At 61.5% G+C, this 26847-nt stretch carries 25 protein-coding genes, 1 tRNA gene and 1 pseudogene; 11 read left to right on the plus strand and 16 right to left on the minus strand.

Going from position 1 to position 26847, the window contains the following annotated elements; translation table 11 throughout:
* Nucleotides 1–4: 4 nt before the first annotated feature.
* The 8 genes from sctR to ABX75_RS07480 are packed head-to-tail and all read right to left on the minus strand — an operon-like array spanning nucleotide 5 to nucleotide 7984.
* Nucleotides 5–658 carry a type III secretion system export apparatus subunit SctR gene (gene sctR / locus ABX75_RS07445; RefSeq protein ID WP_034095767.1) on the minus strand — a complete coding sequence of 218 codons (654 nt, stop codon included), beginning with the start codon at nucleotides 656–658 and terminating at the stop codon, nucleotides 5–7.
* Nucleotides 655–1668 (minus strand): FliM/FliN family flagellar motor switch protein, encoded by a 1014-nt coding sequence (locus tag ABX75_RS07450; RefSeq protein ID WP_047881692.1) that lies wholly within the window; start codon nucleotides 1666–1668, stop codon nucleotides 655–657. The genes sctR and ABX75_RS07450 overlap by 4 nt, the downstream gene beginning before the upstream one ends.
* Nucleotides 1665–2123 carry a type III secretion system HrpP C-terminal domain-containing protein gene (locus tag ABX75_RS07455; RefSeq protein ID WP_047881693.1) on the minus strand — a complete coding sequence of 153 codons (459 nt, stop codon included), beginning with the start codon at nucleotides 2121–2123 and terminating at the stop codon, nucleotides 1665–1667. Before ABX75_RS07455 ends, ABX75_RS07450 begins: the two co-directional genes overlap by 4 nt.
* A complete protein-coding gene (locus ABX75_RS07460; protein ID WP_034111670.1) occupies nucleotides 2120–2548 on the minus strand; it encodes a YscO family type III secretion system apparatus protein in 429 nt (142 codons plus the stop codon). Before ABX75_RS07460 ends, ABX75_RS07455 begins: the two co-directional genes overlap by 4 nt.
* Nucleotides 2535–3893: a FliI/YscN family ATPase gene (locus tag ABX75_RS07465; protein WP_034111667.1), complete on the minus strand. Its 1359-nt coding sequence runs from the start codon at nucleotides 3891–3893 to the stop codon at nucleotides 2535–2537. Before ABX75_RS07465 ends, ABX75_RS07460 begins: the two co-directional genes overlap by 14 nt.
* Nucleotides 3890–4795, minus strand: a complete 906-nt coding sequence (locus ABX75_RS07470; RefSeq protein ID WP_034096756.1) for an FHA domain-containing protein — start codon at nucleotides 4793–4795, stop codon at nucleotides 3890–3892. Before ABX75_RS07470 ends, ABX75_RS07465 begins: the two co-directional genes overlap by 4 nt.
* A 34-nt stretch (nucleotides 4796–4829) precedes the next feature.
* Nucleotides 4830–6923 carry a type III secretion system export apparatus subunit SctV gene (sctV, locus tag ABX75_RS07475; RefSeq protein ID WP_034111664.1) on the minus strand — a complete coding sequence of 698 codons (2094 nt, stop codon included), beginning with the start codon at nucleotides 6921–6923 and terminating at the stop codon, nucleotides 4830–4832.
* Nucleotides 6920–7984 (minus strand): TyeA family type III secretion system gatekeeper subunit, encoded by a 1065-nt coding sequence (locus tag ABX75_RS07480; RefSeq protein WP_047881694.1) that lies wholly within the window; start codon nucleotides 7982–7984, stop codon nucleotides 6920–6922. Before ABX75_RS07480 ends, sctV begins: the two co-directional genes overlap by 4 nt.
* A 260-nt stretch (nucleotides 7985–8244) precedes the next feature.
* Between ABX75_RS07480 and ABX75_RS07485 the strand changes: the two genes are divergently transcribed.
* The 4 genes from ABX75_RS07485 to ggt all read left to right on the plus strand — a co-directional run bounded on the left by ABX75_RS07485 (nucleotide 8245) and on the right by ggt (nucleotide 11947).
* Entirely contained in the window at nucleotides 8245–8796 is a 552-nt protein-coding gene (locus ABX75_RS07485; RefSeq protein ID WP_034095760.1) for an RNA polymerase sigma factor, read from the plus strand.
* Nucleotides 8797–9022: 226 nt separating this feature from the next.
* A tRNA-Met gene (locus tag ABX75_RS07490) sits at nucleotides 9023–9099 on the plus strand.
* Between the two features lie 201 nt (nucleotides 9100–9300).
* Nucleotides 9301–10080, plus strand: coding sequence for a PhzF family phenazine biosynthesis protein (locus tag ABX75_RS07495; RefSeq protein WP_047881695.1), 780 nt, complete (start codon nucleotides 9301–9303; stop codon nucleotides 10078–10080).
* A gap of 37 nt (nucleotides 10081–10117) precedes the next feature.
* Nucleotides 10118–11947: a gamma-glutamyltransferase gene (gene ggt, locus ABX75_RS07500; RefSeq protein WP_047881696.1), complete on the plus strand. Its 1830-nt coding sequence runs from the start codon at nucleotides 10118–10120 to the stop codon at nucleotides 11945–11947.
* 37 nt (nucleotides 11948–11984) lie between these two features.
* Here the strand turns inward: ggt and ddlA are convergent, their stop codons facing one another.
* Nucleotides 11985–13079 carry a D-alanine--D-alanine ligase gene (gene ddlA / locus ABX75_RS07505; RefSeq protein WP_040267189.1) on the minus strand — a complete coding sequence of 365 codons (1095 nt, stop codon included), beginning with the start codon at nucleotides 13077–13079 and terminating at the stop codon, nucleotides 11985–11987.
* A gap of 159 nt (nucleotides 13080–13238) precedes the next feature.
* On the opposite strand from ddlA, the gene ABX75_RS07510 reads away from it, so the two are divergent.
* Complete coding sequence (locus ABX75_RS07510) at nucleotides 13239–14048, plus strand: AraC family transcriptional regulator (RefSeq protein ID WP_047881697.1); 810 nt, start codon at nucleotides 13239–13241, stop codon at nucleotides 14046–14048.
* Nucleotides 14049–14063: 15 nt separating this feature from the next.
* Here ABX75_RS07510 and ABX75_RS07515 read toward each other — a convergent pair whose 3' ends face one another.
* The 3 genes and pseudogenes from ABX75_RS07515 to ABX75_RS29935 form a co-directional block, all read right to left on the minus strand.
* Nucleotides 14064–14639, minus strand: a complete 576-nt coding sequence (locus tag ABX75_RS07515; protein ID WP_034111656.1) for a flavin reductase family protein — start codon at nucleotides 14637–14639, stop codon at nucleotides 14064–14066.
* Nucleotides 14640–14696: 57 nt separating this feature from the next.
* Nucleotides 14697–15257, minus strand: coding sequence for a methyl-accepting chemotaxis protein (locus ABX75_RS29930; protein ID WP_371263984.1), 561 nt, complete (start codon nucleotides 15255–15257; stop codon nucleotides 14697–14699).
* Nucleotides 15237–16013 (minus strand): annotated as a pseudogene (locus ABX75_RS29935) (PAS domain-containing protein); the annotation flags it as partial. The gene ABX75_RS29930 and the pseudogene ABX75_RS29935, both read right to left, overlap by 21 nt.
* Nucleotides 16014–16233: 220 nt before the next feature.
* Here ABX75_RS29935 and ABX75_RS07525 point away from each other — a divergent pair.
* Nucleotides 16234–17604: a gluconate:H+ symporter gene (locus ABX75_RS07525; protein WP_034095754.1), complete on the plus strand. Its 1371-nt coding sequence runs from the start codon at nucleotides 16234–16236 to the stop codon at nucleotides 17602–17604.
* A 3-nt stretch (nucleotides 17605–17607) separates the two neighbouring features.
* On the opposite strand, the gene ABX75_RS07530 is transcribed toward ABX75_RS07525, so the two are convergent.
* Nucleotides 17608–18897 carry an MFS transporter gene (locus tag ABX75_RS07530; RefSeq protein ID WP_034095753.1) on the minus strand — a complete coding sequence of 430 codons (1290 nt, stop codon included), beginning with the start codon at nucleotides 18895–18897 and terminating at the stop codon, nucleotides 17608–17610.
* A 185-nt stretch (nucleotides 18898–19082) separates the two neighbouring features.
* On the opposite strand from ABX75_RS07530, the gene ABX75_RS07535 reads away from it, so the two are divergent.
* The 4 genes from ABX75_RS07535 to ABX75_RS07550 all read left to right on the plus strand — a co-directional run bounded on the left by ABX75_RS07535 (nucleotide 19083) and on the right by ABX75_RS07550 (nucleotide 24385).
* Nucleotides 19083–20501, plus strand: a complete 1419-nt coding sequence (locus ABX75_RS07535; RefSeq protein ID WP_034095752.1) for a short-chain fatty acid transporter — start codon at nucleotides 19083–19085, stop codon at nucleotides 20499–20501.
* Nucleotides 20502–20737: 236 nt separating this feature from the next.
* A complete protein-coding gene (acpA, locus tag ABX75_RS07540; RefSeq protein WP_040267188.1) occupies nucleotides 20738–22441 on the plus strand; it encodes an acid phosphatase in 1704 nt (567 codons plus the stop codon).
* 105 nt (nucleotides 22442–22546) lie between these two features.
* A complete protein-coding gene (locus ABX75_RS07545; protein WP_047881698.1) occupies nucleotides 22547–23716 on the plus strand; it encodes a hypothetical protein in 1170 nt (389 codons plus the stop codon).
* A gap of 147 nt (nucleotides 23717–23863) precedes the next feature.
* Nucleotides 23864–24385 (plus strand): SET domain-containing protein, encoded by a 522-nt coding sequence (locus ABX75_RS07550; protein ID WP_034095749.1) that lies wholly within the window; start codon nucleotides 23864–23866, stop codon nucleotides 24383–24385.
* Here ABX75_RS07550 and can read toward each other — a convergent pair.
* Complete coding sequence (gene can / locus ABX75_RS07555) at nucleotides 24382–25026, minus strand: carbonate dehydratase (RefSeq protein WP_034095748.1); 645 nt, start codon at nucleotides 25024–25026, stop codon at nucleotides 24382–24384. The genes ABX75_RS07550 and can overlap by 4 nt on opposite strands.
* A 138-nt stretch (nucleotides 25027–25164) precedes the next feature.
* Between can and ABX75_RS07560 the strand changes: the two genes are divergently transcribed.
* Complete coding sequence (locus tag ABX75_RS07560; protein WP_034095747.1) at nucleotides 25165–25569, plus strand: hypothetical protein; 405 nt, start codon at nucleotides 25165–25167, stop codon at nucleotides 25567–25569.
* 56 nt (nucleotides 25570–25625) lie between these two features.
* On the opposite strand, the gene rimI is transcribed toward ABX75_RS07560, so the two are convergent.
* Both rimI and ABX75_RS07570 read right to left on the minus strand, forming a co-directional pair.
* Entirely contained in the window at nucleotides 25626–26078 is a 453-nt protein-coding gene (gene rimI / locus ABX75_RS07565) for a ribosomal protein S18-alanine N-acetyltransferase (RefSeq protein WP_034095746.1), read from the minus strand.
* On the minus strand, nucleotides 26071–26814 hold the full coding sequence (locus tag ABX75_RS07570) for a hypothetical protein (protein ID WP_047881699.1): 744 nt from the start codon (nucleotides 26812–26814) through the stop codon (nucleotides 26071–26073). The genes rimI and ABX75_RS07570 overlap by 8 nt, the downstream gene beginning before the upstream one ends.
* Nucleotides 26815–26847: the final 33 nt, after the last annotated feature.

A 26847-nucleotide genomic window follows, 5' to 3' on the forward strand; every position in this document is an offset into this window, starting at 1 on the left:
CGACTCAGAGATAGGAGAGGAACAGGCTGTCGAGCAGCCGCGACCAGCCGGACACCAGCACGAACAGCAGCAGCTTGAGCGGCAAAGAAATGGTCATGGGCGAGACCATCTGCATGCCCAGCGCCAGCAGCAGGTTGGAGACAATCAGGTCGATCACGATAAAGGGAATGTAGATCAGGAAGCCGATCTCGAAGCCGGCCTGCAACTGCGACAGCACAAAGGCGGGGATCAACAGGATCAGGTCCTCGCGCTGCACCTCTTGCGCCATCTGCGCAGGCCATAGCCGCCCCGTATTTTCCAGCAGATGGGTCAGCACATCCGGGTCCACGTTACGCAGCATGAAGGCACGCAACGGCTTGATGGCTTCTCCACCGGTCTGCAGTACCGTTTGCACGTTGCTCATATCCAGAGGCGAGGCCTTGACGCTCTCAGCGATCTCGTACCCCACCGGTGCCATGATAAATAACGTCGCGGCCAACGCGATGCCATTGATGGCCATGCTGGGCGGCACCTGCTGCACGCCGATGGCATTTCGGGTAATCATCAGCACAATCACGATTTTCAAAAACGATGTGCAGATGACCAACAATAGGGGCATCAGCGACAGCGCCCCCAGAAAAAGCGCGAGAACGAGGGGGTCTAGCCCCTGAAGTATCATCGGCCGAACATCACGCGGGACAACTGCAACCCCAGGCGACCGTCGACTTCCACCAATTGCCCCTGGCCGATGGGGCGGTCGCCGTAATAGAGGCCCGCCATTCCCGGCGCGTAACCGGCAATGCCCAGCACTGAGCCGGGTGCGAGATTGCGCAGCTCGCCCAAGGTCAGGTTCAACGTGCCGCAGCGCACATTCAACGCCATGCTCAACTCATCGAAGGGCTCGTGGCCGAACACATCAACCACGGGTTCATCTTCTTCATATTCCGAGTAATGGGGGGCTGAAAATTCTTCGTCCATGGACGTGTCCTCGATAGAAGTAAGGGTCAGGCACAAAGCCCCGGTAGCATCGTCAATACAGCCATGCAGCCGCTGTTTGCCAACTTGCAGATAACCTTTGCCCTGGGCTTGAAAAAAGGGTTGTTCAAGCATCAGCACATCGCCTGTGCGCAGGCCGCAAACCTGAGCAATCGGTAACTGCAAGCGCCCAAGGGTCACGGCAATTGCCAGCTGGAATCGCGCCGGCAGCGGCTCGGCGGTGTCGCGCCAGGGTCCGGCCTCGCACAACGCCAGGAAGCTGTCCGGGGTCAGCCACACAAAGCTATCCACCCGAGAGGCCCCCAGGGTGATGCAGAGCCGGCAACCAAAGCCCTTGGGACGGTCGGTTTCCAGCAAGCGCACATGCCCCAACAGCGCACTCACCTGCGGGCTAAGGTGGTGTTGGAACACGGCCCAAAACCAAGAATCCGGATCGTTGCCGGAAGGGGCCAGTGTCACCGGGCACTCGCCCAGCAGGCTGAGCACCGGCCCTGCTTGCGCGAACGCCAGCACGCCACACGCGGTCTCGAAGCAAAAGAACTCGGGCCGTGTGGGCGCTCGCCCAGGCTCCAGTCGCAATTCACCGCTCTGGCCGGCAACCTGAAACGCCATACGCAGGCCGCGCCCCAGGCGACGGCGCGCGGCAACCGTGGTGGCCCTGATCGAAGGTAGAGTTAAGGTCGGCACTATCATGCGCACCCGACAGCCGGCAGAAGCAGATTGACCGGCATCCCCAGCTCTCCCGAAAACCGCTCTTCACATTGTTGTCGCACGCCGCTGAGCCAGCGCGCCGTGGCGTCATGTTCCGCCTCCAGCTCGATGGTCCAGGCGTTCGGCTCACGGCGCACGCTGGCGTTGATCCGCCCCAGCCGGGGTAAATACAACACCGCCTGCAGCGGCCAGTGGGCGCCGGCCTGTATACGAGGGGCCAACTGTTCGGCGAGGGCCTGCATCATGGTGGCATCGGTCGATGTCTTGGCGCCCGATAAGGACGCTCCCGACCCAAAGCCTTCATCGTTATCGGCAAACAGCTGAGCGAACAATCGCCCCTGTTCCCAAGCCACTACACCCATAGCGCCGGGCTCGCGTTCCTCACGCGCTTCACTGGGACGCGGCCGCTCGGTGGGTTTATTTGAAACCTGAGTCATGTCGGCTCCTGAGCCAGAAGGAGCGATAACTCCTGAAGTTTTTCCACCTGCCGCAGACACTCAGTGACGTGCTTCTGAGCGCTTCCAACGCGGCGTTCCTTTTCGCCCTGCTGATCTTGTAGTTGCACCAACTGGCCTTGTTCGCGCCGGGTACTGGCAGATAACGAGCGTTCCCGCGCGCCCCAGGATTTCAACTCCTTCAGGCTCAGCACCTGCCCCTGATGCTGACTGAGCAATTCAGCACTTTTGCGGGCCTCTTCCTGTCGAGTCTGTTCAAGGGCGTCCTGGGCCCGTTGGATATGGGCGAGCAGCGCCTGCTGGGCGCGCTTGGCCTCGCGTAGGGCGCGCTCGGCACGGTCGGCTCGATGCCGGCGCAGACGTCGCAGCGTCTCCACCTCACCCTGCAATACATCAGAATGGGACATGGGCGGTGAGCTCCTTGAGTTGCTCCAGCGTGTGCGCCATCGGCGTAGGCTCGCGCAGATCCTGGCGCAGGAAACCATCGACCGCCTGACGGCTGTCCACCGCGAGGTCAGTGAGAGGGTCGCTGCCGGGTTGGTACTCCCCCAACTTGAGCATCAGCTCGATCTGTTGGTAGGCCGACAGCAAACGTCTCAACCCGGTGCCGGCCTGGATATCTTCAGGGGCCGCGACGTTGCTCAAAATCCGTGAAAGGCTCGCCAGCACATCCACCGCCGGGTAGTGCCCGCGCTCGGCCAATTTGCGTGACAGCACGATGTGGCCGTCGAGCAGCGAGCGAACTTCATCGGCCACCGGATCGTTCATGGAGTCCTGCTCGATCAGTACCGTATAGATCGCCGTGATCACGCCGTCGCGGGTCAACCCGGCACGTTCCACCAGGCGAGGCAGCAGGCTGTAAACCGACGGTGGCAAGCCTCCGCGTCCCAAGGGTTCGCCGGCAGCCAGGCCGATTTCGCGCTGGGCCCTGGCGAATCGAGTCAAAGAGTCAATCAGCAGCAATACCCGCTGCCCCTTGCGACGAAAACTTTCCGCCAATGCCGTGGCGGTAAACGCGGCGCGGGCGCGCTCCATGCTGGAACGGTCGGAGGTGGCGCACACCAGTACCGCTTTGGCGCGCAGTTGTTCGTCCAGTTCATGATCGAGAAACTCACGCAATTCACGACCCCGTTCGCCGATCAGGCCGAACACGATGACATCGCATTCGACGTTGCGCGCGATCTCGGCCAGCAAGGTGGTCTTGCCGCAACCGGCCCCGGCGAACAGGCCTACGCGCTGCCCCTCGCCCAGCGTCATCAGGCCATCGATCGAACGCACGCCGGTGGCCAGCGCCCGGTTGATTCTGGGGCGCTCGGTGGGCAACGGCGCCTCACATAACACGGCGCTGGTGTCCGGCAAGTCAGCCTCGACAAAGGCGCTGGGCCCCTCCCCCGTGATCGGCCGCCCAAAGCCATCCAGCACCTGGCCCAGTAGCGCATCGCTGACCTGCACCCGATGGGAGACACCCAGGCGCTCCACGCCGGCCCCCACCCGCACGCCTTCGAGATTACCCAGGGCACTGAGTACCGCGTCCTGCTGATCGAAACCGATGATCTCGGCGAGCATGTAGTCGCCGGGGCTTTTTTCCACCTGGCACAAATCGCCGATACGCGCCTGCGGCAAGCGGCACTGCAGCAGCATGCCGTTAACGCGCTGGATGCGACCGCGCATTGTCACCGGCGCAAAACTGGTCAGTGACTGGGCCTGACGCTGCTGCCAAACCTCGAGCCGCGCTTGCACATCCAAACTCACCAGCGCACCTCATAACGCTGGGCGCCATCGAAGACCACCTTGGTGTTGTCGATCAGCACCAGCCGCAGCCCTTCCACTTCGTCTCCGACAAACAGTCGGCCGCCCTCTTCCAGGACCACATGGCCATTGGGCCCGCCGACGATTTGCACAATCTTGAAAGGCAGTGCCCCATCGCGCACACGCACACGGCTGATCACCGGCACGGCGCTGTCGAACTGCTCGCCAAAACGGGCAAGCATGCGCGCCACCAGTTCCACCTCGTCCTGGGAAACATCACCGCTGAGGGCAACCTGGCCATTGATCACTTGCAGACTGACGCGCTGGCTCAACTCACGCTCGCCGAGCATCTTCAACAGCTGCTGGCGCACTTCAAATGGCGTGGCCAACTCGTGCTTTCGGACTACCGGCGGCATCAAGGAAGCCTGGGCCTCGGGCTCCCCGGTTGAAATCATGCCCATCACTACAATGATGGCCGTGACCACCAACACCACGCTGATCAAGCGCTTCTGCTGTGCTTGCGGGATGGACGATAGCGTGAACCCCCGCGCCGGTTCAGGAGACGGGGACGGGGGCGGCGATAGCGGTGCCGGCGCGTAAGGCTGGGGCCAGGGCTGATCGGCCAAGGTGACACACAACTGCACCTCGCCCACCCAAAACGGTATGTTCAGCTCCAGGTTCGCGATCTGCGCCAGCATCCGCCCTTCGGCGTCTCGCAGCAGCCCCGCCTCCGCCTGCACCGACCAATTAGCGTCAGTAAAACGAAGACGCGCATGCTGCTCTTCGATCCCCGGACCGTTAAGCACCAGGTCAGCATCCCCATGGGCGCCGATGCTCCACTGCTCACCAAACAATGGCAACGCAGCGCCCTGGCTCAGGCCATCAAGTACCCGCAGCTCAAACATCATAGAGCCCTCCACACAGGCCATGGCGAGATCCTCATGCCACCGCACCACGCATCAGATCGTCCTGGCCCAGATCGATGCGCCCCAGTACCTTGACCTTGGAGGTACTCGCCAACTCGGCAAACGACAACACGGCAACGTGGTTGAACTCCTCCACCAGCAGGGTACGCAGCGGGCTGCGCAGGTCTTGCGCTACCAGCAGCACGCTTTTGCTTTTGGGCCTCACGGCAAAGGCCTGATTGAGCAGGTTGATCAACGCCGCGCTGTGTTCGTCTTCCAGCGCGAAGAACACACCGGTCTGGGTCTGGCGCAGGGCCTCACGCAAAATGTTTTCACTCTGGGGCGAGAGCAGCCACGCATGCAGGCCATCGGCTTCGCTGTACTGGTGGAAGATCTGCGCCTTGAGGGCAATGCGCGCGTAGTCGGCCAGGGCTTCCGGCTCCCGCTCATGCTGACCGTATTCGATCAGCGACTCGACGATCAGCCGCACCGCCCGCAACGGCACTCCCTCACTGGCCAGGCGCTGCAGTACCGCCGAAAAACGCGACAGCGGCATGATGCGTTGCAGTTCCTGAACCAATTCCGGCTGGTTGTGCTCCAGCCAACTGAGGATCGATTTGCTCTCCTGGATCCCAAGGAACTGGGGCCCACTGAGCATCATGGCTTGCTTCATGCGCTCGATGATCAAGGTCGTCGCCGTGAAACGCTCCAGTTGCGGGTCGTCGAGCAGCGGGTCATTCGGTGGCAGCCAGATCCAGTTCTGCTCGTCGCGCTCAACCGACCCGGGTATGCCATGCTCAGGCTCCACCGTCAGCGCTTTGCGATCGACCGCCAGAAGGCTGACGAGCGACGCTTTGACCATGGGCACTTCATGCACACAGAAACGCATTTCATCGACGGGCAATGAATCATCCAGCTCGACTTCGAAGGGCGGCAGCGTCAGGCCGATATTGGCTACCAATGCATTTCGCGACTGTCGGATCCCGTGAATAAGCTCGGTCACTTCCGGCGTTCCGCGCAGGGACGGCGGAAACTGCAACAGGTACGGTCGCGACGGATCGAAGCCGCGCAAGTCCTCTCGCCCGTTCTCTTCAGGACGCACGACCTCGGTGGTTTCAGCGGCAGGTTCTGCCTGTTTTTGACGCTGGCGCACCAGGTAATAGCCCAAGGTTCCCGTGATCAGCGAGATCAGGATAAACACCCCGGTCGGCATGCCGGGTACTACGGCGAAGGCCAGCATCCCCACCGATGCAATCACCCAGCTCTTGGGCTCGCTGGTCATTTGCCGGGCGATTTCGGCCCCCATGTTACTGATGCCTTTGCGCCCATCCGGTGCCACGCGGGTGATGATCATACCGGCCGTCAGCGAGATCAACAGAGCAGGAATCTGCGCGATCAGCCCATCACCGATGGTCAGCACCGAGTACAACGCCATCGAGTCTGATGCACTCAACCCATGCTGGAACATGCCCGTGGAGAAACCGCCCAACAGGTTGACCACCACAATGATCAAGCCTGCGATAGCGTCGCCCTTGACGAACTTCATTGCCCCGTCCATGGCGCCGAACAACTGGCTCTCACGGGATAACTGCTCACGCTTGTCGCGTGCCTGCGCACCGTCGATCAGGCCGGCACGCAAGTCACTGTCGATGGACATCTGTTTGCCTGGCATCGCATCCAGACTAAAGCGCGCCGCAACCTCGGCCACCCGCTCCGAGCCCTTGGTAATCACCAGGAAGTTGACCAGCGTAAGGATCAGGAAGATCACCATGCCCACCGCCAGGTTGCCTCCCACCACGAAGTTGCCGAAGGCCTCGACAATGTCGCCCGCATCCTGCTCCAGCAGGATCAGGCGCGTGGTCGCGATCGACAGCGCGAGTCGGAACATGGTGGTCAGCAACAGAATTGACGGGAACGAGGAAAACGCCAGCGGCCCCGGCAAGTACAACGCCAGGACAATCAACAGGCACGAGATACAGATATTCAGCGCAATCAGGATATCCACCAGCCAGGTGGGCAACGGCACGATAAAAATGAACACGATGGCCATGACCACCACCGCGCCGAGAACTTCGGCGCGCTGGGCCACTTTGAGCAGGACACGGTTGATGGCCGACAATGCGGTCACGTCGCGGCCCTCGGCTCGCCAGCAAAGCGTTTGGGCCCACGTACACTGCGGTCCAACTCATCGATCACTAGCAAGAGCATATGCAGAGTCTCACGGCGGGTCTGGCTGTCCCCCCACAACGCCAGGGGCAACTGCTGCAGTAGCGGGTAAAACGCGTTGAGGACGACCAACTTCTGAGCGATCGAGCCACCGCCCAGATCAGTGCCCAGGCGCAAGAATTCACCGGCATCAATACCGCTACCGGCGTAACCCAACAGCCGCTGCAGCAATTCCACGGCGTCATGCCCGACACCCAGGCGCTCAATCAACGCACGGCAGCCGGCCAAGACGCCGCTCAACTGTCCGCAGCTTTGCAGCCCCAACAATAAGGTGCGCAACACGGCCGTGGGGCTTGACGACACCAGCGCGGCAATATCGTCCGCCAAGGCTTTACGCATGATCTTGAGCCCATCGTGAAACCGCTCGCCACCATAGACCCCCAGCAACGCCTGCATCATCGTGGCCAGCGATTGCCGCGCCACTACGCTGGCGTAGTAGAGCGTACGCAGGGCCTGGCGCTCCTGCGGATCGATACTCGCCGTCTGCAGCGCCGAGGCGATGTTCAGCCCGGCCTGGATCTCCCCTTTGAAACGGATTTCCAACCGGTTAATGGCATCGCGCGCCAAGGCGGCCTCGGCCGGACGCGCTTCGCTGTCCGCATGAGCCGCCACATACTTGAGCACCACAAATGCGCGTGCCGGGTCCCGCCCCGTCAGCTCCAGCAACTTCTCGACAGTGGGCTTCTGCAGCAATAGCATCCTGACTCGACGGGAGATCGCCGCCATGGTCGCTTGGGCCGGATGACCCAACTGATCGTACAGCTGCACCATATGTTCGACGGGAGGGATGGGAAATCCCATCTTGCGTTCGCTCAACGGTCGGGAATTGGCGTCCACTTCCTGACTGAACAAGAACGAAAGTTCGTCAGCAGCCTTCGTGGGCATCGCCACGGTAGCGGGATTTAGAACCGGTTGATCCAAGCGTTGGTTCGCTTGCACATCATTTTTGGATTCGACTTTCATGGACTGACCAGCACAGGAAGAGTGTTTCCCTGTGTGGCAAGACCTTCCTGAGCGGTTCCATCAAAAATGATCTCAGGACAAATTTGAAAAGACTTGCACAAGCTTGCGCGCCGCCGCGCAACAGGCTGCACGAATCTCAGATATTTCAAGATATTTATACATATAAATCATAGGTTTATGAGTTTTTTCCGTTTGGCACAGGCAGTGCTAAAGGGGTCCTGTCGACATGTTTCGACTGCGTCTACCCAAAGGAAAAAAACATGAATATCCCTATTGAAGCTTTAGCTCACCTCGTTGGCAGCTCGCCTCAATTCATGCATCACCTGACAGACGACGAGCAAAAAAAACTCCGACGCTTTATCCACAAGCGGGTGCTCAACCCGGAGGATGCGGACGATCTTCTGCAATTGACCTACTTGGAAGCCTGGCGTAACCGTGAACGCTACAGCGGCATCGCAACACTCAGCACCTGGATGTGCGGCATCGCCCAGAACCTGATCCGCAATCACTTCAGGCGAATGTATGCCAAGCCGGTTCACTGTGAGTTCGACGAATCGCTGTGGCACGGTCAGGATGAAAACAACAACCTGGACTGGGAGTTCGAGGTCAACCGCCGGTTGGAAAAAACCTTGAATGCCATCGACCATCTGCCGACGGAAATGCGTAAAACGCTCTACGCCTCGCTGGAAACCGACGGTAGCTACCAAGACACCGCCGATGTATTGGACATACCTATCGGCACCGTCCGCTCCCGCCTGTCTCGGGCTCGCGAACAGCTCAAGCGCGTCACCCACAGCTCGCGTCAGCCGTAACCGGAGCCATAGTTGGGCGGCAGGGATATCGCCCAACCGAATATCCGCTTCAGAAACCTACCTCACAGTGCCCGGTGGAAACGCTTGCCGGGCAACCGATGCCGCTTTCCACCTCTCCGCTCGTCGCCATTTAGCCCTGTTTCGGTTAAACAGTTGAAAGCGTAGATAAAAATTCAAAATAAACGCTTGACGCGTTGTCGTTCTGCGCGAATAATGCGCGCCACTTGGCTACATAGCTCAGTTGGTTAGAGCATAGCATTCATAATGCTGGGGTCCGGGGTTCAAGTCCCTGTGTAGCCACCAAGTACTAAAAACGGCTTACCGAAAGGTAGGCCGTTTTTTTATGCCTGCCGAAAAGCCCCGCCGGCCGCAGGCCCGCTCCGTGCCGCAGATGACGATAAGCAACACGGTCTGCATGCGCACAAAAAAACTCCCCAACTGTATTTTGACGCTCCCTTGACCCACTGTTAGTGTCCAGCCTCCCCCCACACGGAGTGCCCTGCGGTGAAACTGGACATTTATCAAGTCGACGCCTTCAGCGAACAGCCTTTCGGCGGCAACCCGGCCGCAGTCTGCCCGCTCACTGAGTGGTTGCCTGATGAGCAGTTGCAAGCGATCGCCGCCGAGAACAATCTCTCGGAAACCGCCTACTTCGTGCGCCGTGGCGATGGCTATGAGTTGCGCTGGTTTACCCCCGAAGTCGAAGTGGACCTGTGTGGTCACGCCACGCTCGCCGCGGCTTGGGTGTTGATTCATCGACTGGCGGACACCTCTGACGTGCTGCGTTTTGCCACCCGCAGCGGCGAGCTTCGGGTGACACGCAACGGTGACGAACTGGCGATGGATTTCCCGGCCAAAGTGCCGCACCCGTGCGAGCCACCCGCCGGTATGCTGGCCGCGCTGGGCATTGAGCATGCCGACGTATTCAACACCGATGACTTCATTGTGCTGGTGCAGGATGAGGCTCAAGTGGCCGCGCTGACTCCGGACTTTGCACGCCTCAAGGGCATGCCCAAACGCGGGATCGCCGTGACCGCGCGCAGCACGCGGTTTGACTTCATCTCCCGCTGGTTCGGGCCGAATGTGGGGGTCAACGAAGATCCGGTCACCGGTTCGGCACACACTTCGCTGGCCCCGTTCTGGGCCGAGCGCCTGGGCAAATCCCACCTGACGGCCGAGCAAGGCGGCCTGCGCAAAGGCCAGTTGCACTGCCAGTGCAAAGGCGACCGCGTGATTATCTCTGGCAAGGCCGCGCTGTACATGCAAGGCACGATTTACCTGTAAAAAAGCCGTTCCTAAAGGACAACGGATCTTGCTCACCATGAACGGAGTTCAGCGCGTGTTTTCGATTTCTCGCCGTCAACTGACGGTCATCGCCGCAACCCTGGCCCTGACGGCCTGCCATACCTCGGTCAACGAACAACCACCGGCGCCGGAGCTGGGCTCGGGTTATCGCACCGACCTGACTACCCGTTACGCTGAACGCCATATGGCTGCCGCCGCCAACCCGCTGGCCGCGCAAGCCGGACGCGAGATGTTGCGCCAAGGCGGCTCGGCGATTGACGCCGCGATTGCGATGCAGGCGGTGTTGACCTTGGTGGAGCCGCAGTCCTCGGGCATCGGTGGCGGCGCATTCATCATGCTGTGGGATGGCGAAACGGTGCACGCGTACGACGGCCGCGAAACCGCACCGGCTGGGGCGACGGGTCAACTGTTTCTCAACGCCGACGGCAAACCGATGGCGTTTCCCGAAGCGCAGATCGGCGGACGCTCGGTCGGTACGCCGGGGGTTTTACGCGCACTGGAAATGGCGCACAAAAAGACCGGCCACTTGCAGTGGGCCAAACTGTTCGAGCCGGCGATCCGTCTGGCGGAACAAGGCTTCGCGATCTCACCCCGCTTGCACAGCCTGATTGCCGCCGACCCGTATATCGCCCAATCGCCGGACATGGCGGCGTACTTTCTGAACGCCGACGGCAGCCCCAAAGCCACCGGTACCCTGCTGCAAAACCCGGCGCTGGCCCAGGTGTTCAAGCGCATCGCCAAGGAAGGGCCGGACGCGCTCTACACCGGCCCGATCGCCGACGAAATCGTGCGCAAGGTCCAGGGCCATCGCAACGCAGGTAGCCTGTCTCAGGCCGACCTGCAACGCTACGTCGCCAAAGAGCGCGCACCACTGTGCAGCGATTACAAAAAATGGCGGGTGTGCGGCATGCCGCCGCCGTCCTCCGGCGGGATTGCCGTGGCGCAGATCCTGGGCACCTTGCAGGCATTGGAAGCCCGTGACCCACGCTGGGCCATCGCATCGATGACGCCGCTCAAGAGCCCGTCGCCCGCCGGGCTGGAACCGACGCCCGAGGCCGTGCATCTGCTCGCCGAAGCCGGGCGCCTGGCGTTTGCCGATCGCGCCCTGTATGTGGCCGATACCGACTTCACACCGGTTCCGGTCGCCGGCCTGGTCGCCCCGGACTACCTGGCCCAGCGCGCCACGTTGATCGGCGAGCGCAGCATGGGTGTAGCCAAGCCCGGTCAACCGGCCGGCCTGAAGGTGGCGTATGCGCCGGATCGTTCGCCCCTGCGCATCTCCACCTCGCAAGTGGTGGCCGTGGATGACCTGGGCGGTGCGGTGTCGATGACCACCACCGTGGAAGCCGCGTTTGGATCCCACCTGATGGTCCAGGGCTTTTTGCTCAACAATCAGATGACTGACTTCTCATTTATCCCCGAGGAGAATGGCCAGCCTGTGGCCAACCGCGTGCAACCCGGCAAACGGCCGCGCTCGTCCATGGCGCCGACCTTGGTGTTCGACCGCCAGAGCGGGGAGCTGCTGGCCACCGTGGGTTCTCCCGGCGGCTCGCAAATCATCGAATACGTGAGCAAGTCGCTGGTGGCCATGCTCGACTGGAAACTCGATCCGCAGGCCGCCATCAACCTGCCCAATTTCGGCAGTCGCAATGGCGCGACCGAACTGGAGGCCGGCCTGTTCAGCCCGACGCTCAAGCAAGCGCTGAAAGACAAGGGCCACACGCTGAGCGAGATCGAGATGACCAGCGGCGTACAGGCCATCGTTCGCACGCGAGACGCGCAAGGCAAGGTCTTGCTCAACGGCGGCGCCGATCCTCGGCGCGAAGGCCAAGCGCTGGGCGACTGACTGGAAGGGGCAAGCCCGCTCACTGCAACAGGCTTACTCAGCGGCTGATCTTCAGCCCCTTGCGCGCCGCATGCCGCTCCATCGCCAGTTCGATCAGGCGGGTGATCAGCTCGCTGTAGCTCATCCCCGTGGCCTGCCACAACTTGGGGTACATGCTGATGCGGGTGAAGCCGGGCAGTGAGTTGATTTCGTTGATCACCACATCGCCCTTGTCGGTGAGAAACACATCGACCCGCGCCAGCCCCGAGCAGCCCAGCACTTCAAACGCCTGCACTGCCAACTGGCGAATGCGTTCGCTGGCGTCATGGCTGATCGCGGCCGGCACCACCACCTGAGCGGCCTGTTCGTCGATGTATTTGCTGTCGTAGGAATAGAACCCATTGCTCACCACGATCTCGCCGCAACCGCTGGCGATGGGGTTGTCGTTGCCCAATACCGCGCATTCGATTTCACGGCCTTGAACGGCGGACTCCACCAACACCTTCTCATCGAAACCCAGCGCCAGTTCGACGGCGGCACGGTACTCGGCTTCGCTGCTGACTTTGCTTACGCCCACCGAGGAGCCCTGATTGGCCGGTTTGACGAACAGCGGCAAGCCCAGCGTCTTCACTACCGTTTCATACGAGGTGCGCGCCGCATTGCCACGGGTGAGCGTTATAAACGGTGTGACGGCAATTCCGGCGTCACGCAGCAGGCGCTTGCTGATGTCCTTGTCCATGCAGATCGCCGAACCCAGCACATCCGAGCCGACAAACGGCAGATCGGCCATGCGCAACAAACCTTGCAGGCAACCATCCTCACCCAGGGTGCCGTGGACGATGGGGAAGATCACGTCAATATGTTCCAGCACGCCCTGGCCGGAGGTTTCCACCACTTGGCGATTGGCTTTACCGGGCACCACCGCCAGTTCGCGATTGGATTGGTTGAGGGCGATCAAGGCCGGGTTTTCCTGATTGAGCAGGAAGTTCGAGGTGTCGTTGAGGTGCCAGTGACCGGCCTTGTCGATGCCGATCAGGATCGGTTCGAAGCGCGTACGGTCGAGGGCATCCACGATGTTGCGGGCCGATTGCAACGACACTTCATGCTCAGCCGAGCGGCCGCCAAAAATAATACCTACCCGCACCTTACCCATGACCCGACCTCAGTGTTGAACGTAAGGCTTCTTACCATGGGCGCTCAGCGATTGCCAAACGCGCGGTAGGCGCTCTCTGCACAATCGTACAAGACCCCGGCAGACAGCACGCCCACACTGGGTTAACGTGTTTCCACCTCTTTTTTGTGACAAGTCACCATGGGTAACCCGACCTCCACGCTCGACTGGCTCCACCGCGCGCCGCACGCCAGCGGCCTGGACCGTATCGAGGCGTACTTCGCCGGCTTCGCCTTCGACCCGCATCGCCATGACACCTACGCCATCGGGCGTACGTTGCTGGGCGTGCAGAGTTTTCATTACCGCGGCGGCATGACCCATGGCCTTCCGGGTACGACCATGGTGATTCATCCCGACGAAGTCCACGACGGCCGCGCCGGCAGCGAGGAAGGTTTCAAGTACCGCATGATTTATGTCGAGCCGGCGCTGATCCAGCAGATTCTCGGCGGCAAGCCTTTGCCGTTTGTGCCTGGCGGTGTGTCCACCGACCCGCGGCTGTTCCGCGCCAGCGACGTGCTGCTGCAAAACCTGGAATACCCGGTCGACCCGTTGCAGGAACAGGATGCACTGTTCGACCTGGCCCAGGCCCTGAGCGCTGCGGCGGGGGCAATCGTCAGCCGCAAAACCTTCGACTACGTGGCTGCCGAGCGGGCGCGGGAATTTATTCACAGCGCTCTGGGACGCAACATCACATTGGAAGAAATGGCCGAACATGCCGGACGCGACCGCTGGGCGTTGTCGCGGGATTTTCGCCTGCTGTTCGGCACCAGCCCCTACCGTTACCTGACCATGCGCAGGTTGGACTTGGTGCGCAGCTTGCTGGCCCAAGGCCAACCCCTGGTGGACGCTGCGCTGACCGCCGGCTTCACCGACCAGAGCCATATGACCCGGCAATTTCGCAGCACCTACGGCATGCCGCCGTCGCGCTGGGTAAAGATGCTGGGACGTTGAACGCGCTGGTCAGGTTTACAACAGGCGCCCATCGATCGGCTGGCCGATGGTCAGGAAATGCCCGCCCGCCACATGGTGCAGAGTGCGCAGCTCGTCATGCCCATCGAAGTGCCAGTGGCCGTCACTGAACACGCGCTCATCGGCATAGGCGGCCACCACTTCACCGAGGAACAGGTCATAGGTCTGCTGGTTATGCGGCTCGGGGAGCAGGCGGCACTCCAGCCATGCCACGCAACCCTCCAGCAACGGAGCGTCGGTGTGTTCACCTGTGAAGGTGCGCAGGTCATAGGCGGCGAACTTGTCGAGGTCACGGCCGCTGGTCGTGCCGACGGTTTGCACCAGGTCGGCCTGGGCCGCACACGGCACCTGCACTGCGAAGGTGCCGGCGCCTTCCAGCAGTTGGCGGGTCCAGGTGGCTTTGTCCAACACCACCGCGACTTTCGGCGGTTCGAAATCCAGCGGCATGGCCCAGGCGGCCGCCATGATGGTGCGCTGGCCGTCATGGGCGGCGCTCACCAGCACGGTTGGGCCGTGATTGAGCAAGCGGTAGGCCTTGGGCAGGGGGACAGGACGGCAGTGTTCAGGGCTCATGCAGGTCGGCTCTTTAAGCGAAAAAACCTACGATACCTCAAGCACAAGCTCCAAGGGTCAGCTCGACAGTTGATTGGCGAATTGTCCTACAGCGCTGACCACTTTCTGCGCGCCGTCCTGGATTTCCACAATCACTGTGCCCGCTTCCGCCGCCAGGGCCAGGCCTTGCTCGGCTTGCAGTCGACCATCGGTCATCAAGCTGACCGCATCGCGCGCCATGTCTTGGTTCTGGCGCACCACGCCGACGATTTCCTCGGTGGCTTTACTGGTGCGTGAAGCTAACTGGCGCACCTCATCGGCCACCACCGCGAAGCCCCGGCCCTGCTCTCCGGCGCGCGCCGCTTCAATCGCCGCGTTGAGTGCCAACAAGTTGGTCTGCTCGGCGATACCGCTGATGGTCTTGACGATACTGCCGATCACTTGGGACTGAGCGTTCAGCGCCTCGATGCCCTCTCCGGCCTGTTGCATATGCTGGGCCAGGTCGCGCATCACACCCACCGCCTGAGTCACCACTGCGGTGCCGCGCTGTGCACTGTTGTCGGTTTGCACGGAGGTGCTGTAGGCAATATTGGCGGCGTCGGATACCGCCTGTTCGCGGGTGACCTGATCGGTGATCACCGTGGCGAACTTAACCACTTTGTACAGCCGATCGTTAGCGTCGAGCACCGGGTTGTAGGTGGCTTCCAGCCACACCGCGCGGCCATGGCTATCCACTCGCTTGAAGCGCGCCGCGACGAACTCACCGGCGTTCAGACGCTGCCAGAACTGCGCGTAGGCCTCGCTGTTGTATTCCTGTGGTTCACAAAACATCCGGTGATGCTTGCCCTGGATCTGCGCCAGGGTGTAACCCATGCCATTGAGGAAGCGGTCATTGGCGGTGAGCACATGCCCGCCCAGGTCGAATTCGATCACGGCCGTGGAACGCACCAGCGCGCCGATCAGGTTTTCATGCTCGCGCGAGGCTTCGATGGTGCGGGTGAGGTCGCTGGAGAAGATCGAAAAGCGCTTGATCCGCCCGCTTGAGTCGCGCACAGGCTGCACAATCGAGCGCAGCCACGCTTCCTTGCCATTGCCGCGCATCAGGCGCACGGTGCCGGCGAAATGCTCACCGCGTGTCAGCGCATTCTTGAAGCGCAGTTGGAACGAGTCCTGACGTACGTGAGCCGGTACCAACTCTTCAATCGGGCGTCCCAGAATCGCGCTCGCCTGGTAAGCCAACTCCTGCAGAAAATTGGTATTGGCCCATTCCACCCGGCCCTCGGCATCCAGAGTCAAACACAGCATTTCGCTTTCGAGGCTCTCCTTGACCTGATTCAAGCTGGACAACTCTTCGCGAAGAGCTGCTAGCTCTTGCTTCAAACGGGTGTTGAACATGGTTCACCGATGGCGATTAGGGAAATAGATCTGAGCTGCATCGGCGCTGCCGGGGTTTTCTGAAGCCCTAACGAAGCAAGTAGAACCCTAAATATTGGAAAGATGAAACATCGTTGATCCAGCGCAGCTTCCTGTGGCGCCATCGGGCGATCAGGTATGCTTTTGCACGCAGGAAACAAAAAGAAACAATTCCCCAACCTGTTCGATAAGGAGTTCCGTTTTGGAGTTATCGACTGCTGCGTGGATGGTTCACGACACTCGCCTTATGTTTTGCGTCTTACTGGCTATCGCCAGCATCATCGTGCTGATCAGCGCGACCAAGTTACCGCCGTTCCTATCGATTTTGATCGGCACCTTTATCGCTGGGGTCGGCGCCGGCCTGCCGCCGGAAGAGGTGGCTAAAGCCTTCAGTAAAGGCGCCGGGGCGATCCTTGGGGAGGCTGGAATTATCATCGCCCTGGGCTCGATGCTCGGTGCACTGATGGCCGAGTCCGGCGCGGCCGACCGTATCGCCACCACGCTATTGGGGCTGGGTAAGGGCAAGTCATTACCGTGGGTCATGGCCTTGGTAGCGATGGTGATCGGCTTGCCACTGTTCTTCGAAGTGGGCTTGGTGATGATGGTGCCGATCATCTTTGTCATGGCCAAACGTTCAAACCAGCCTTTGCTGAAAATCGCCATCCCGGCGCTGGCGGGTATGACCACGTTGCACGCCCTGATGCCGCCCCATCCGGGGCCGTTGATAGCGGTGGGCGCGTTGCACGCCGACCTGGGCCTGACCATGTTGCTGGGTTTTTGCCTGGCGGTGCCGGCGGTGATGCTGGCCGGGCCGATCTATGGCAACTGGTTGTCCAAGCGCCTGCATGTGGATGAACCTGCCGACATCGGCGCGCTGTTCAGTGCACCGCCCAAGGCCCCGCGCCAGCCGGGCTTTGGCGTGTCGTTGCTGATCATCCTGTTGCCGGTGATTCTGATGCTCGGCAGCACCTTGGCCAAGGTTGCGTTGCCCGCCGACAGCAGCGCCGGCCTGACGCTCAAATTCCTCGGCGAACCGCTGATCGCCCTCGGCCTGGCGGTGATTGGCGCGGTGATCTGCCTGGGCTGGGCCGCCGGCATGCCGCGGGCTGAGGTCGGCAATACCTTGCGCAAGGCCCTCGCTCCGATTGCGGTGTTGCTGTTGACCATCGGTGCCGGTGGCGGCCTCAAGCAAACCCTGCTCGACGCAGGCGTTAGCCAGACCATCAGCAAAGCTGCAGAAGGCGCACACATGCCCTATCTGCTGCTGGCCTGGCTGATCGCCGTGGCGTTGCGCCAAGCCACGGGTTCGGCCACCGTCGCCACCACCACAACCGCGGGCATCCTGGCACCGATGATGGCGGGCCTGGCGGCGACGCAAAGCTCACTGGTGGCCCTGGCGATCGGTGCCGGCTCGGTGTTCTTCTGCCACGTCAACGATGCCGGGTTCTGGATGGTACGCGAATACTTCGGGCTGCAGCTCAAGCAGACTATCTGGGTCTGGTCAGTGCTGCAGACCATCGTTTCCGTGGTCGGCCTGGTCGGCACCTTGCTGCTCTGGCACTTCTTGACCTGACCCTCAGGCCATCAAGGTGTGGCGCTTGCCAAACAGCGCCACACTGCCCACTCCCACCGCACCCATCACCACGCAGTAGCCCACGCAAATCCAAGGGCTGGTGGGCATCAATGCGATCAGCATCAGCGGGGTGGTACTGGCCCACAGCGCGTAGGCGATGTTGTAGGTAAAGGAAATCCCCGATACCCGCACCGGCGCCGGAAACAGACCAACCATCACCGACGGCACAGCGCCCACCACGCCACAGCTCAAGCCCGCCACGGCGTACGCCGCACCAAGCCACACACCGCCGGCGATGAGGCTGGCGTACAACAGCGCAATTCCCACCGGCAGCAAGAGGCTGTAGACCAGCACCGCGCGCCAGGCCCCAATGCGGTCCACCAGCAGGCCGGCGAGCACGCAACCGATATTGAGGAACACGATGCCCAGCGCGCTTAACGCAAAGGTGTGACTGGGGCTCATGCCGAAGGTTTTTTGCATCATGGTCGGGGTGATAACCACCAGCACCACCACTGCCGAAGTGAGGACACAGGTGAGGATCATCGCTGGCAGCAGCACCGCGCGGTGGTCACGCAATACGGTGCGCAGCGGCAGTTCGGCGGCGGCCTGGCGACGCGCCTGCATCTCCAGGAAGACTGGCGTTTCACTGAGCCAACGGCGCAGCCAAACGCCGATTACTCCGAATACGCCGCCGAGCAGGAAGGGGAAACGCCAGGCGTAGTCGAGGATCTCAGCAGCCGTAAAAACTTGCGCCAGCAGCGTTGCGGTCAGGGCGCCGAGCAAGTAGCCGAAGGTCAGCCCTGCCTGTAGGAAACCGAGGGCATACCCGCGATGGTTGCGCGGCGCGTGCTCGGCGACGAAGGTCCAGGCACTGGGCACTTCACCGCCCACCGCCGCACCTTGCAGCACTCGCAGCGCCAGCAGGATCAGCGGTGCGAAATAGCCGATCTGGGCATAGGTGGGCATGATCCCGATGAGCAGGCAAGGCAAGGCCATCATCAAGATGCTCAGGCTGAATACCCGTTTGCGCCCCAGGTGATCGGCAAAATGCGCCATCAGGATGCCGCCCAGCGGGCGCGCGAGATAGCCGGTGACAAAGATGCCGAAGCTTTGCAGCAAGCGCAGCCATTCGGGCATTTCCGGCGGGAAGAACAGTTGGCTCAGGGTCAGCGCGAAAAACACAAAGATGATGAAGTCATAGATTTCCAAGGCACCGCCTAAGGCGGCCAGGCCCAGGGTTTTGTAGTCGGAGCGGGAAAAGCGCTGCGCCTGTGCGACAGAGGTGGCAGTCATGGAATGGCTCGGCAGACAAACAAAATGGCGTGCAGGTTATGAGCTGAACCGGATCATGGCAATCGCGGCAGATATATTTGTTTTCCTCATCGATCAATGAAGATAACCGCATTCCCATATCAATGGCCGTAGCGGAATATGCCGGAAAACTGCCAAACCCATAATAACGACAAGAGGAATGACTCGTGGCCGACGCTATCGAAGAAAGCCGCTATGCCCGATTTGCCCTGCGCTGCTCCAACTTTGCCGAACGCTGGTTCCCGGACTCCTGGGTGTTCGCCGCACTGGCGGTGATCATCGTGGCCGTGGCGACCCTGGGCATGGGCGCCGCTCCGACCGACGCCGCCAAAGCCTTTGGCGATGGTTTCTGGAGCCTGATCCCGTTCACCATGCAAATGGCCTTTGTGGTAATCGGCGGTTATGTGGTCGCCAGCTCACCGCCAGCGGTGCGCCTGATTGACCGCCTGGCGCGCATCCCCAAGAACGGCCGCTCGGCCGTGGCGTGGGTGGCGCTGATATCCATGGTCGCGTCGCTGCTGAACTGGGGCTTGTCCCTGGTGTTCGGCGGGTTGCTGGTACGCGCCCTGGCCCGGCGTACCGATCTGCGCATGGATTACCGCGCGGCGGGTGCGGCCGCCTACCTGGGCCTGGGCGCCGTGTGGGCCCTGGGGTTGTCGTCGTCGGCCGCGCAGTTGCAAGCCAACCCAGGCAGTTTGCCGCCATCGATCCTGGCGATCACCGGGATGATCCCCTTCACCGAGACGATCTTCCTGTGGCAGTCCGGTGTGCTGTTGCTGGCGCTGATCGTGGTGTCGCTGATCATCGCCTACGCCACCGCCCCCGGCCCGAACAGCGCCCGCGACGCCCAGGCCTGTGGAGTCGACCCGGCCTTCAACCTGCCCAAGCCACAGGCGCCGACGCGCCCCGGCGAATGGCTGGAACACAGCCCGCTGCTGACCATCCTGCTGGCGCTGCTGGCCGCCGGTTGGCTGTTCCATGAGTTTTCGACCAAGCCGGCGATCAGTGCCATCTCGGGGCTCAATACCTATAACTTCCTGTTCATCATGGTCGGTGCGCTGCTGCACTGGCGCCCGCGCAGCTTCCTGGATGCCGTGGCCCGTGCGGTGCCGACCACCACCGGGGTGTTGATCCAATTCCCGCTGTACGGTTCGATCGCCGCGCTGATGACGGTGGTCAAGGGCGGCGACGGCCAGACCCTGGCGCACCATATCTCAACGTTCTTCACCTCTATTGCCTCCCACGACACCTACGCACTGCTGATGGGGGTGTACTCGGCGGTGCTGGGCTTCTTTATTCCCTCGGGCGGCGGCAAGTGGATCATCGAGGCACCGTATGTGATGCAAGTGGCCAACGATCTGCAGTACCACCTGGGCTGGTCGGTGCAGATCTACAACGCCGCCGAAGCGCTGCCGAACCTGATCAACCCGTTCTATATGCTGCCGCTATTGGGCGTGCTGGGGCTTAAAGCGAGGGATTTGATCGGTTTCTCGTTCGTGCAATTGCTGGTGCACACGCCGCTGGTGTTGTTTTTGTTGTGGGCACTGGGGACCACGCTGGCGTATTTGCCGCCGGTGATGCCGTAGGCGAATGGGGACTGCGCCAGTTATTGCAACGGGCGCAGTCAATTAGGCGTGCCAGCCGGTATATGTACTCGGTCTGATGCGAAATTCTAGTCGGCTGTCAGGCCGTCATCGGGGGCAAGCCCCCTCCCACAGGGCCTCGCAGCTCCGGCAGATCGCGCCGTTGTCTTGGTTCCGTCATCTCCCCCTGCTACCGTCCTGCGAAACATCTTGCAACATCTCGCCAGGACTCCCCCGCAATGAGCGACGAGCACGAAGACCGCCCTTCCACCAATTCCGTAACTCAACCGCCCGTAGACACCAGCCGTCGGCGCTTCCTGGGAGGCGCGGCGGTACTGGGGGTGGGCGCTACCTTGAGCGGCTGCGGCCACACCGGCGAAGGGCCAAACCCACCCCAGACACGACCACTGACCCCGCAGGAGCTAGACAAAGCCCTGCGCGACCAGGTTAAAACCGTGGTGGTGATCTACGCCGAAAACCGCAGCTTCAATAATTTGTTTGCGGATTTCCCCGGCGTGGAGAAACCGCTGTCGGCGCTGTCTGCCGCTCAATACCAGCAACGCGACCGCGACGGCAGCCTGTTGGCCACCCTGCCTCCAGCCTGGGGCGGTGTGCTGCAGGTCGGGCCGCAAAGCGTGGACGGCGTTACCTACCCCAACGCAGTGCAATTCCAGGAAAACCTGCCCAACGCACCGTTCGCCCTCAAGGGCCCGAATGCCGAGGATTTGCCGTTGAGCCTTGTGACCCGCGATCTATGGCATGTGTTTTACCAGAACCAGATGCAGATCAACGGTGGCAAGAACGACGGTTTTGTCGCCTGGGCCGACGCCGGCGGGCTGGTGATGGGCCATTACGCCCAGAGCCGTTATTCCCTGCGCCTGTGGGATGTAGCCAAAGAGTTCGTGCTCTGCGACAACTTCTTTCAGGGTGCGTTTGGCGGTTCGTTTCTCAACCACCAATACCTGATCAGCGCCACCGCGCCGGTGTACCCGAACGCCGCACAATCGGTGGCTAAATCGCAGATCGCCACGTTGCAAAGCGATGACCCCACCGACACGCGCCTCAAGCCGCTGGACAACTCCCCGGCCAGCGCGATGAGCGGCCCGCCGCAGTTCGGCCCCAGCGCCCTGACCCCGGACGGTTACGCGGTCAATACCCTGGCCCCGCCCTATTGGCCGACCTGGATACGCGACCCGCAAAACCCGGATTACTCCAAGCCCGACCTGCCCAACGTGCTGGTGCCGCAGACCCACGAACACATCGGCGACAAGCTGTCGCAGAAGAATATCGACTGGGCCTGGTACGCCGGGGCGTGGCAGGCGACGCTGGATCAGTTCAAGGACTCGGGCGGTATCCCGAAGATCCCCAATTTCCAGTACCACCATCAGCCGTTCAATTACTTCAAGCAACAGGGGCCGCAGAACCCGGCGGAACGCAGCAAACGTCTTCGTGATGGTGGGTTGGGCGATGAGTCCAGTACCAACAAGTTCCTGGCCGATGCACAAGCCGGAAAGCTGCCGGCGGTGACGTTCTACAAGCCCCAGGGCAACCTGAACATGCACGCCGGTTATGCCGATGTGGCTTCCGGCGATCGCCATATCGCGCGTGTCTTGAAGGTGCTGCAGGAAAGCCCCCAATGGAAAAATATGGTGGTGGTGGTGACCGTCGATGAAAACGGCGGCTGGTGGGACCACGTCGCGCCGCCTAAGGGCGACCGCTGGGGGCCGGGCAGTCGGGTGCCGGCGCTGGTGGTGTCGCCGTTTGCGCGCAAGGGCACCGTGGACCATACGGTATACGACACCGCATCGATCCTGCGCCTGATTACCCGGGTATTCCAATTGGAGACCCTGCCCGGCCTCAAGCAGCGCGATGACGCCATGATTGCGCGTGGTCAGGCACCGATGGGCGATCTAAGCAACGCACTGCAGTTTCTTATCCAATAGCGACACCCTTGGCGATTTAGCACGCGGTTTTCCTGGTCAGCCGCTACTGTGTGCAAGTGGGCCTTCATCCCGCGCAGACGGGCTTTCGCTGACAAGGAATCAATTATGTTCAAATCGACCAGGCTGTCCCTGACCCTGGCCGCACTGATGGCCAGTGCGGTCGTGCAGGCCGATATCCAAGTACCTTTGGGCAGCACGCAACGCGTCACCCAATTATTCGCGTTTCCCAATAACTGCAATGTGATCTGTTTTCGGCCATGGACGCTGGAGCAGACCGCTGAGCATTACCTGAACCAGAGCTTGCAACGCGACGGTTACAGCCGCGCCAAAGTCAGCGTGAAAAGCCATGACGGCCAGCTCACCGCGACGTTCAGCGGCGTGCCGGACACCTATGGTCAACCGTTGACCACCCTGCTCGACACCGCCGACCTGGCGTATCAGGGCGCCAGCAAGCTCAATAGCGACGGCAAGTGGGCCTATAACTGGTACCTGTTCCTGCCGCTGGGCATGGCCTTGGAAAACCGTAAGAGCATCGAGTTGCTGCACTTCCCGCCGGACTACTCGTTGACTCAGGCCCAGGACTACCTGGAGTCGGCCACTACCGACCGCTGGGCGACGCTGCTCACCGATAACGGCGTCCCCGCCACCGAGACCCCGGCCTATCAGACCATTATCGATATCGCCCCCATCGCCGCGCCGTCCAACGCCGGTAAAGACCTGGAGGCGGTCTACAGCTACTTCACCGACTACCAGACGCGTATGGTCAAGGAGCTGAGCCTGCTGCCCAACGGAGCGCTGCCGATGGTGGCGTTCGGCGCACCGGTGCGTAACTGGATCAAGCAGCAATATGGGCAAACCGTGAGCGTGCTGGGCCTGGCGCAGATCAGCCCGGCCGCCGGCCAAAGCGTATCGGTGCTGGGTTCCAACCACCCCAGCTACATTTGGTATGCCGCCGACCCGGCGACCTATGACGGCAACGAGCAGAAGGCCGATGAGGCGGGTTTGAAAGTCATGGGCCAGGATTTGAGCGCCGCCTGTTGGCAGGCCGGCATGGGGCAGAAACCGGCCAGCGACCCGAATGTGTTGCTCAAAGCCTGCATGAATACCTGGCAAGTCACGCGCAAGGAGCAGACCTGTGAGCTGTTCTACACCTCGGTACGCAAGCTGACGCCGGAACAAGCCAATGAAAAATGCGCCACGCCGCCGATCAAAACCCATCTCAAACAGCTGAAGGAACCGGCGCCAACCCCCACAATCACGGCGCCAGCGCTGTAAAACGCACAAAAAACAGCTGATTTCTACTGTCAGATTTGACAGTAGAAATCGGATCCAACATCAGCGAGTCTTGCCCGGAGCCCATCTGCTGCAAGACTGGCCGTCAGCCACCACCCGCAGGTCGATGCAGCCTGACCAAGGAGAGTTATGAAGACTCAGGCCATGGCTAAGGCTAAAAATGCCAGAAGTGACTGTCTTTACCCGTTCAAGCCCGCGCTTGGAAATGACTACCCCTCCACACGTGACTTCGACGTCGTGCCATCGGCCGATGGGCTGACCATGCGGATCACTGCGCGCGTCCCGTTCGAAAGCCGCGTTTGCATCGCCAAGATATCGGGCTACGCCTTGAGTGAGCGGCGCTTGCATACCCTGCAACTGTCGTCGCGCATTCATCTTTACGATGGCTGGTTCAGCGGCCTGTTCCCGCACTCCTGCACGCCGAATGTGTTTCTCGACCTGCATTACCTGGAAGTCTGGACCTTACGCGACATCCCTGTCGGCGCCCCACTGACCCGCGACTACGCCAGCACCGAAGACGTGCTGTTCCGGCAATTCGCCTGCCAGTGCGGCGAGTTGAACTGCCGGGGTTGGATCACCGGTCGCGATGAGCCACTGAACGCCGAAGGGCAGGCGTTCATGGCTCGATGGCGCGAACGCAAGCGGCCTTAGGCTTCGCCCAATGGACGCAGGCGGTATTGCGGCGGCAGTTGCTCGAAGCCACTGATGGTGGTGTTCAAACTCTTCCAGCGGCCATCCTTGATGCCGTAAATGCAACCATGGATCGACAGGCTCTGCCCGCGATGCCAGGCGTTCTGCACAATGCTGGTGTGACCCACGTTGGCCACCTGCTGAATCACGTTCAACTCGCACAAGCGGTCGACGCGCTCTTCTTCGGTCTGCAACTGAGCCAGCAGCTCACGGTTTTCGTAGTAAAGGTCGCGAATGGTGCGCAGCCAGCCATCGATCAGGCCGAACTGGCGGTCCTGCATCGAAGCCCGCACGCCACCGCAGCCATAGTGGCCGGTGACGAGGATATGTTTAACCTTGAGCACATCGACCGCGTACTGGATCACCGACAGGCAATTGAGGTCGGTGTGCAGCACCACGTTGGCCACATTGCGGTGCACAAACAGATCGCCCGGCAACATGCCGACGATCTCGTTGGCCGGCACCCGTGCATCGGAACAGCCGATCCATAGGTATTCCGGGGTTTGCTGGCGGGCGAGCTTGGCGAAGAATTCGGGATCTTCCTGTTTGATCGCATCCGCCCAGCGTTCGTTGTTATCAAGCAGGTCTTGTAGTTCGTTCATCAGGAAAGCCTCAGGAATGATGCGCAGCTGTGTGACACACGACCACTCGTCCAGGTCACGCCGCGCGGCAATTAGCTTGAATCTTTCGGGCGTGGTGCCTGTCCACACACTATATGCCCCACAGTATGAGGATTGGCCATGACTGAATCACGACGTCCCTACGGCGCTACCCAGCCCGAACCGATTGATGACAACGAAGACCGCATGGGCTCGATGCGCGAGCTGGATTTCGACGACGAGGCTCCTAGCGCAGAAATCGGCGACGAAATCCCCCGTGGCGAGCGCGAACACCTGATGCCTGACGAGCGCGTGCGTGAAGCCGGGATGACCGGAGCCTCCACCGACGATCATGAAGCCACCGACGACGACATGAGCCCCGAAACCCTGATCCACGAAGACGGCGCGCGGGATGCGCGAGAGGCCGGGGAAGACAGCCCTGCCGATTTCGATCTAAGTGTTGTAGACGAGGACGATATCGGCGGTGGGAATGGACTGGATGAGGCAGAACTGGCGGATATCGACCCTATAGGTGGCAAACGCTGACTAGCGCGGTTCACCTGTGGGAGTCGGCTTAACCCCTCCCACATTGGCTCGGGTGGTCAATCGACCAGAGTACAGGCCATGACCACCGCATCTTCCCGGCCACCCACGGCCGGGTAGTAATCCCGGCGACGGCCGATTTCGTTGAAACCGTAGCGTTCGTACAACCGGAACGCTGCGGTGTTGCTGTCCCGCACTTCCAAGAAGCACTCCCGCGCGTTCGCGGCATGTGCGCGGGACATCAGGTGTTCGAGCAATGCCAGGCCCAGACCGCGGCCCTGGTTTTCCGGCTTTACCGTGATATTGAGCAGATGCGCCTCGTCGAGAATGATCTGCACCACACCGTGCCCCACTTGCTGCTCGCCTTCGAACATCAACCAGATCTGGTACTTGCCCAGCCCATCGAGAAAAATCCCACGGGTCCAGGGGTGACTGAACGCCGCATATTCGATTTTCAGCACGGCGTCGAGGTCGGCCTCGGTCATCGGGCGGAAGGATAAAGCCTCACTCATCGGTTGTTTTCCAGCGCGCCATCAGCCGGCGCATGGCTTGCCAGACATCAGCCTTACGCTGTGGCTCTTCCATTAATATTTCCAGGCCCGGCAGGGCCCATACCGAGCCCAGGCTGTCGACCTGCAGCTCGCGATACCACGCCTCGGCGTTGGCTTCACCGGCAAAACGCACAGCGGGCAGGCCGATCAACCACACACACACGCTGGGCTCGTCTTCCAGGCGCGCCGCCACAAAGCCTTGCACAAAGTCGCGCGCAGCCTCGGGGCCTTGATCCATGGTGCCGCGCGTCAGCAGCGGCCAGCGCACCGGGTCGCCGACGATCTGCGGGCTGTCGGGCAGGCCGGCGGCGCGCAGCATGTCCTTGAGCAATAGGTAGGCCGGGTCGCGGGTCTGGAAGCGCTCGCCGGTGGGCAGCTCCACCAGCAGCAGGCAACGCCCGGCGCGCAGCAATTGCAGGGCAAAACGCGGCGGCGGCACCACCGGCGCCTTGACCACCGGCGCAGCCTCTTCGACCACGGCCGGCTTGACCACTGGCGAGGGCCGCGGGACTTCGATCTTGGCCCGCTCCACCGTTGGGCGTGTCTCGGGCGCAGACTTGATCACCGCGACCGGCGGGGCCGCTTCCTCCCCCGAAGACTCGAACACCGCGTCGGGCTCAAGCGCTTGCAGCAACTCGGGCCGCGACGGTGCGGCAAACGGCAGTTCGGTACGGGGCAGCCAATTGACCACCTGCATGGCGGTCAAGTAAGCGCGACGTCGGGACTCGAT

The organism is Pseudomonas sp. ARP3 (assembly GCF_001029595.1).
GTDB classification, from domain to species: domain Bacteria; phylum Pseudomonadota; class Gammaproteobacteria; order Pseudomonadales; family Pseudomonadaceae; genus Aquipseudomonas; species Aquipseudomonas rhodesiae.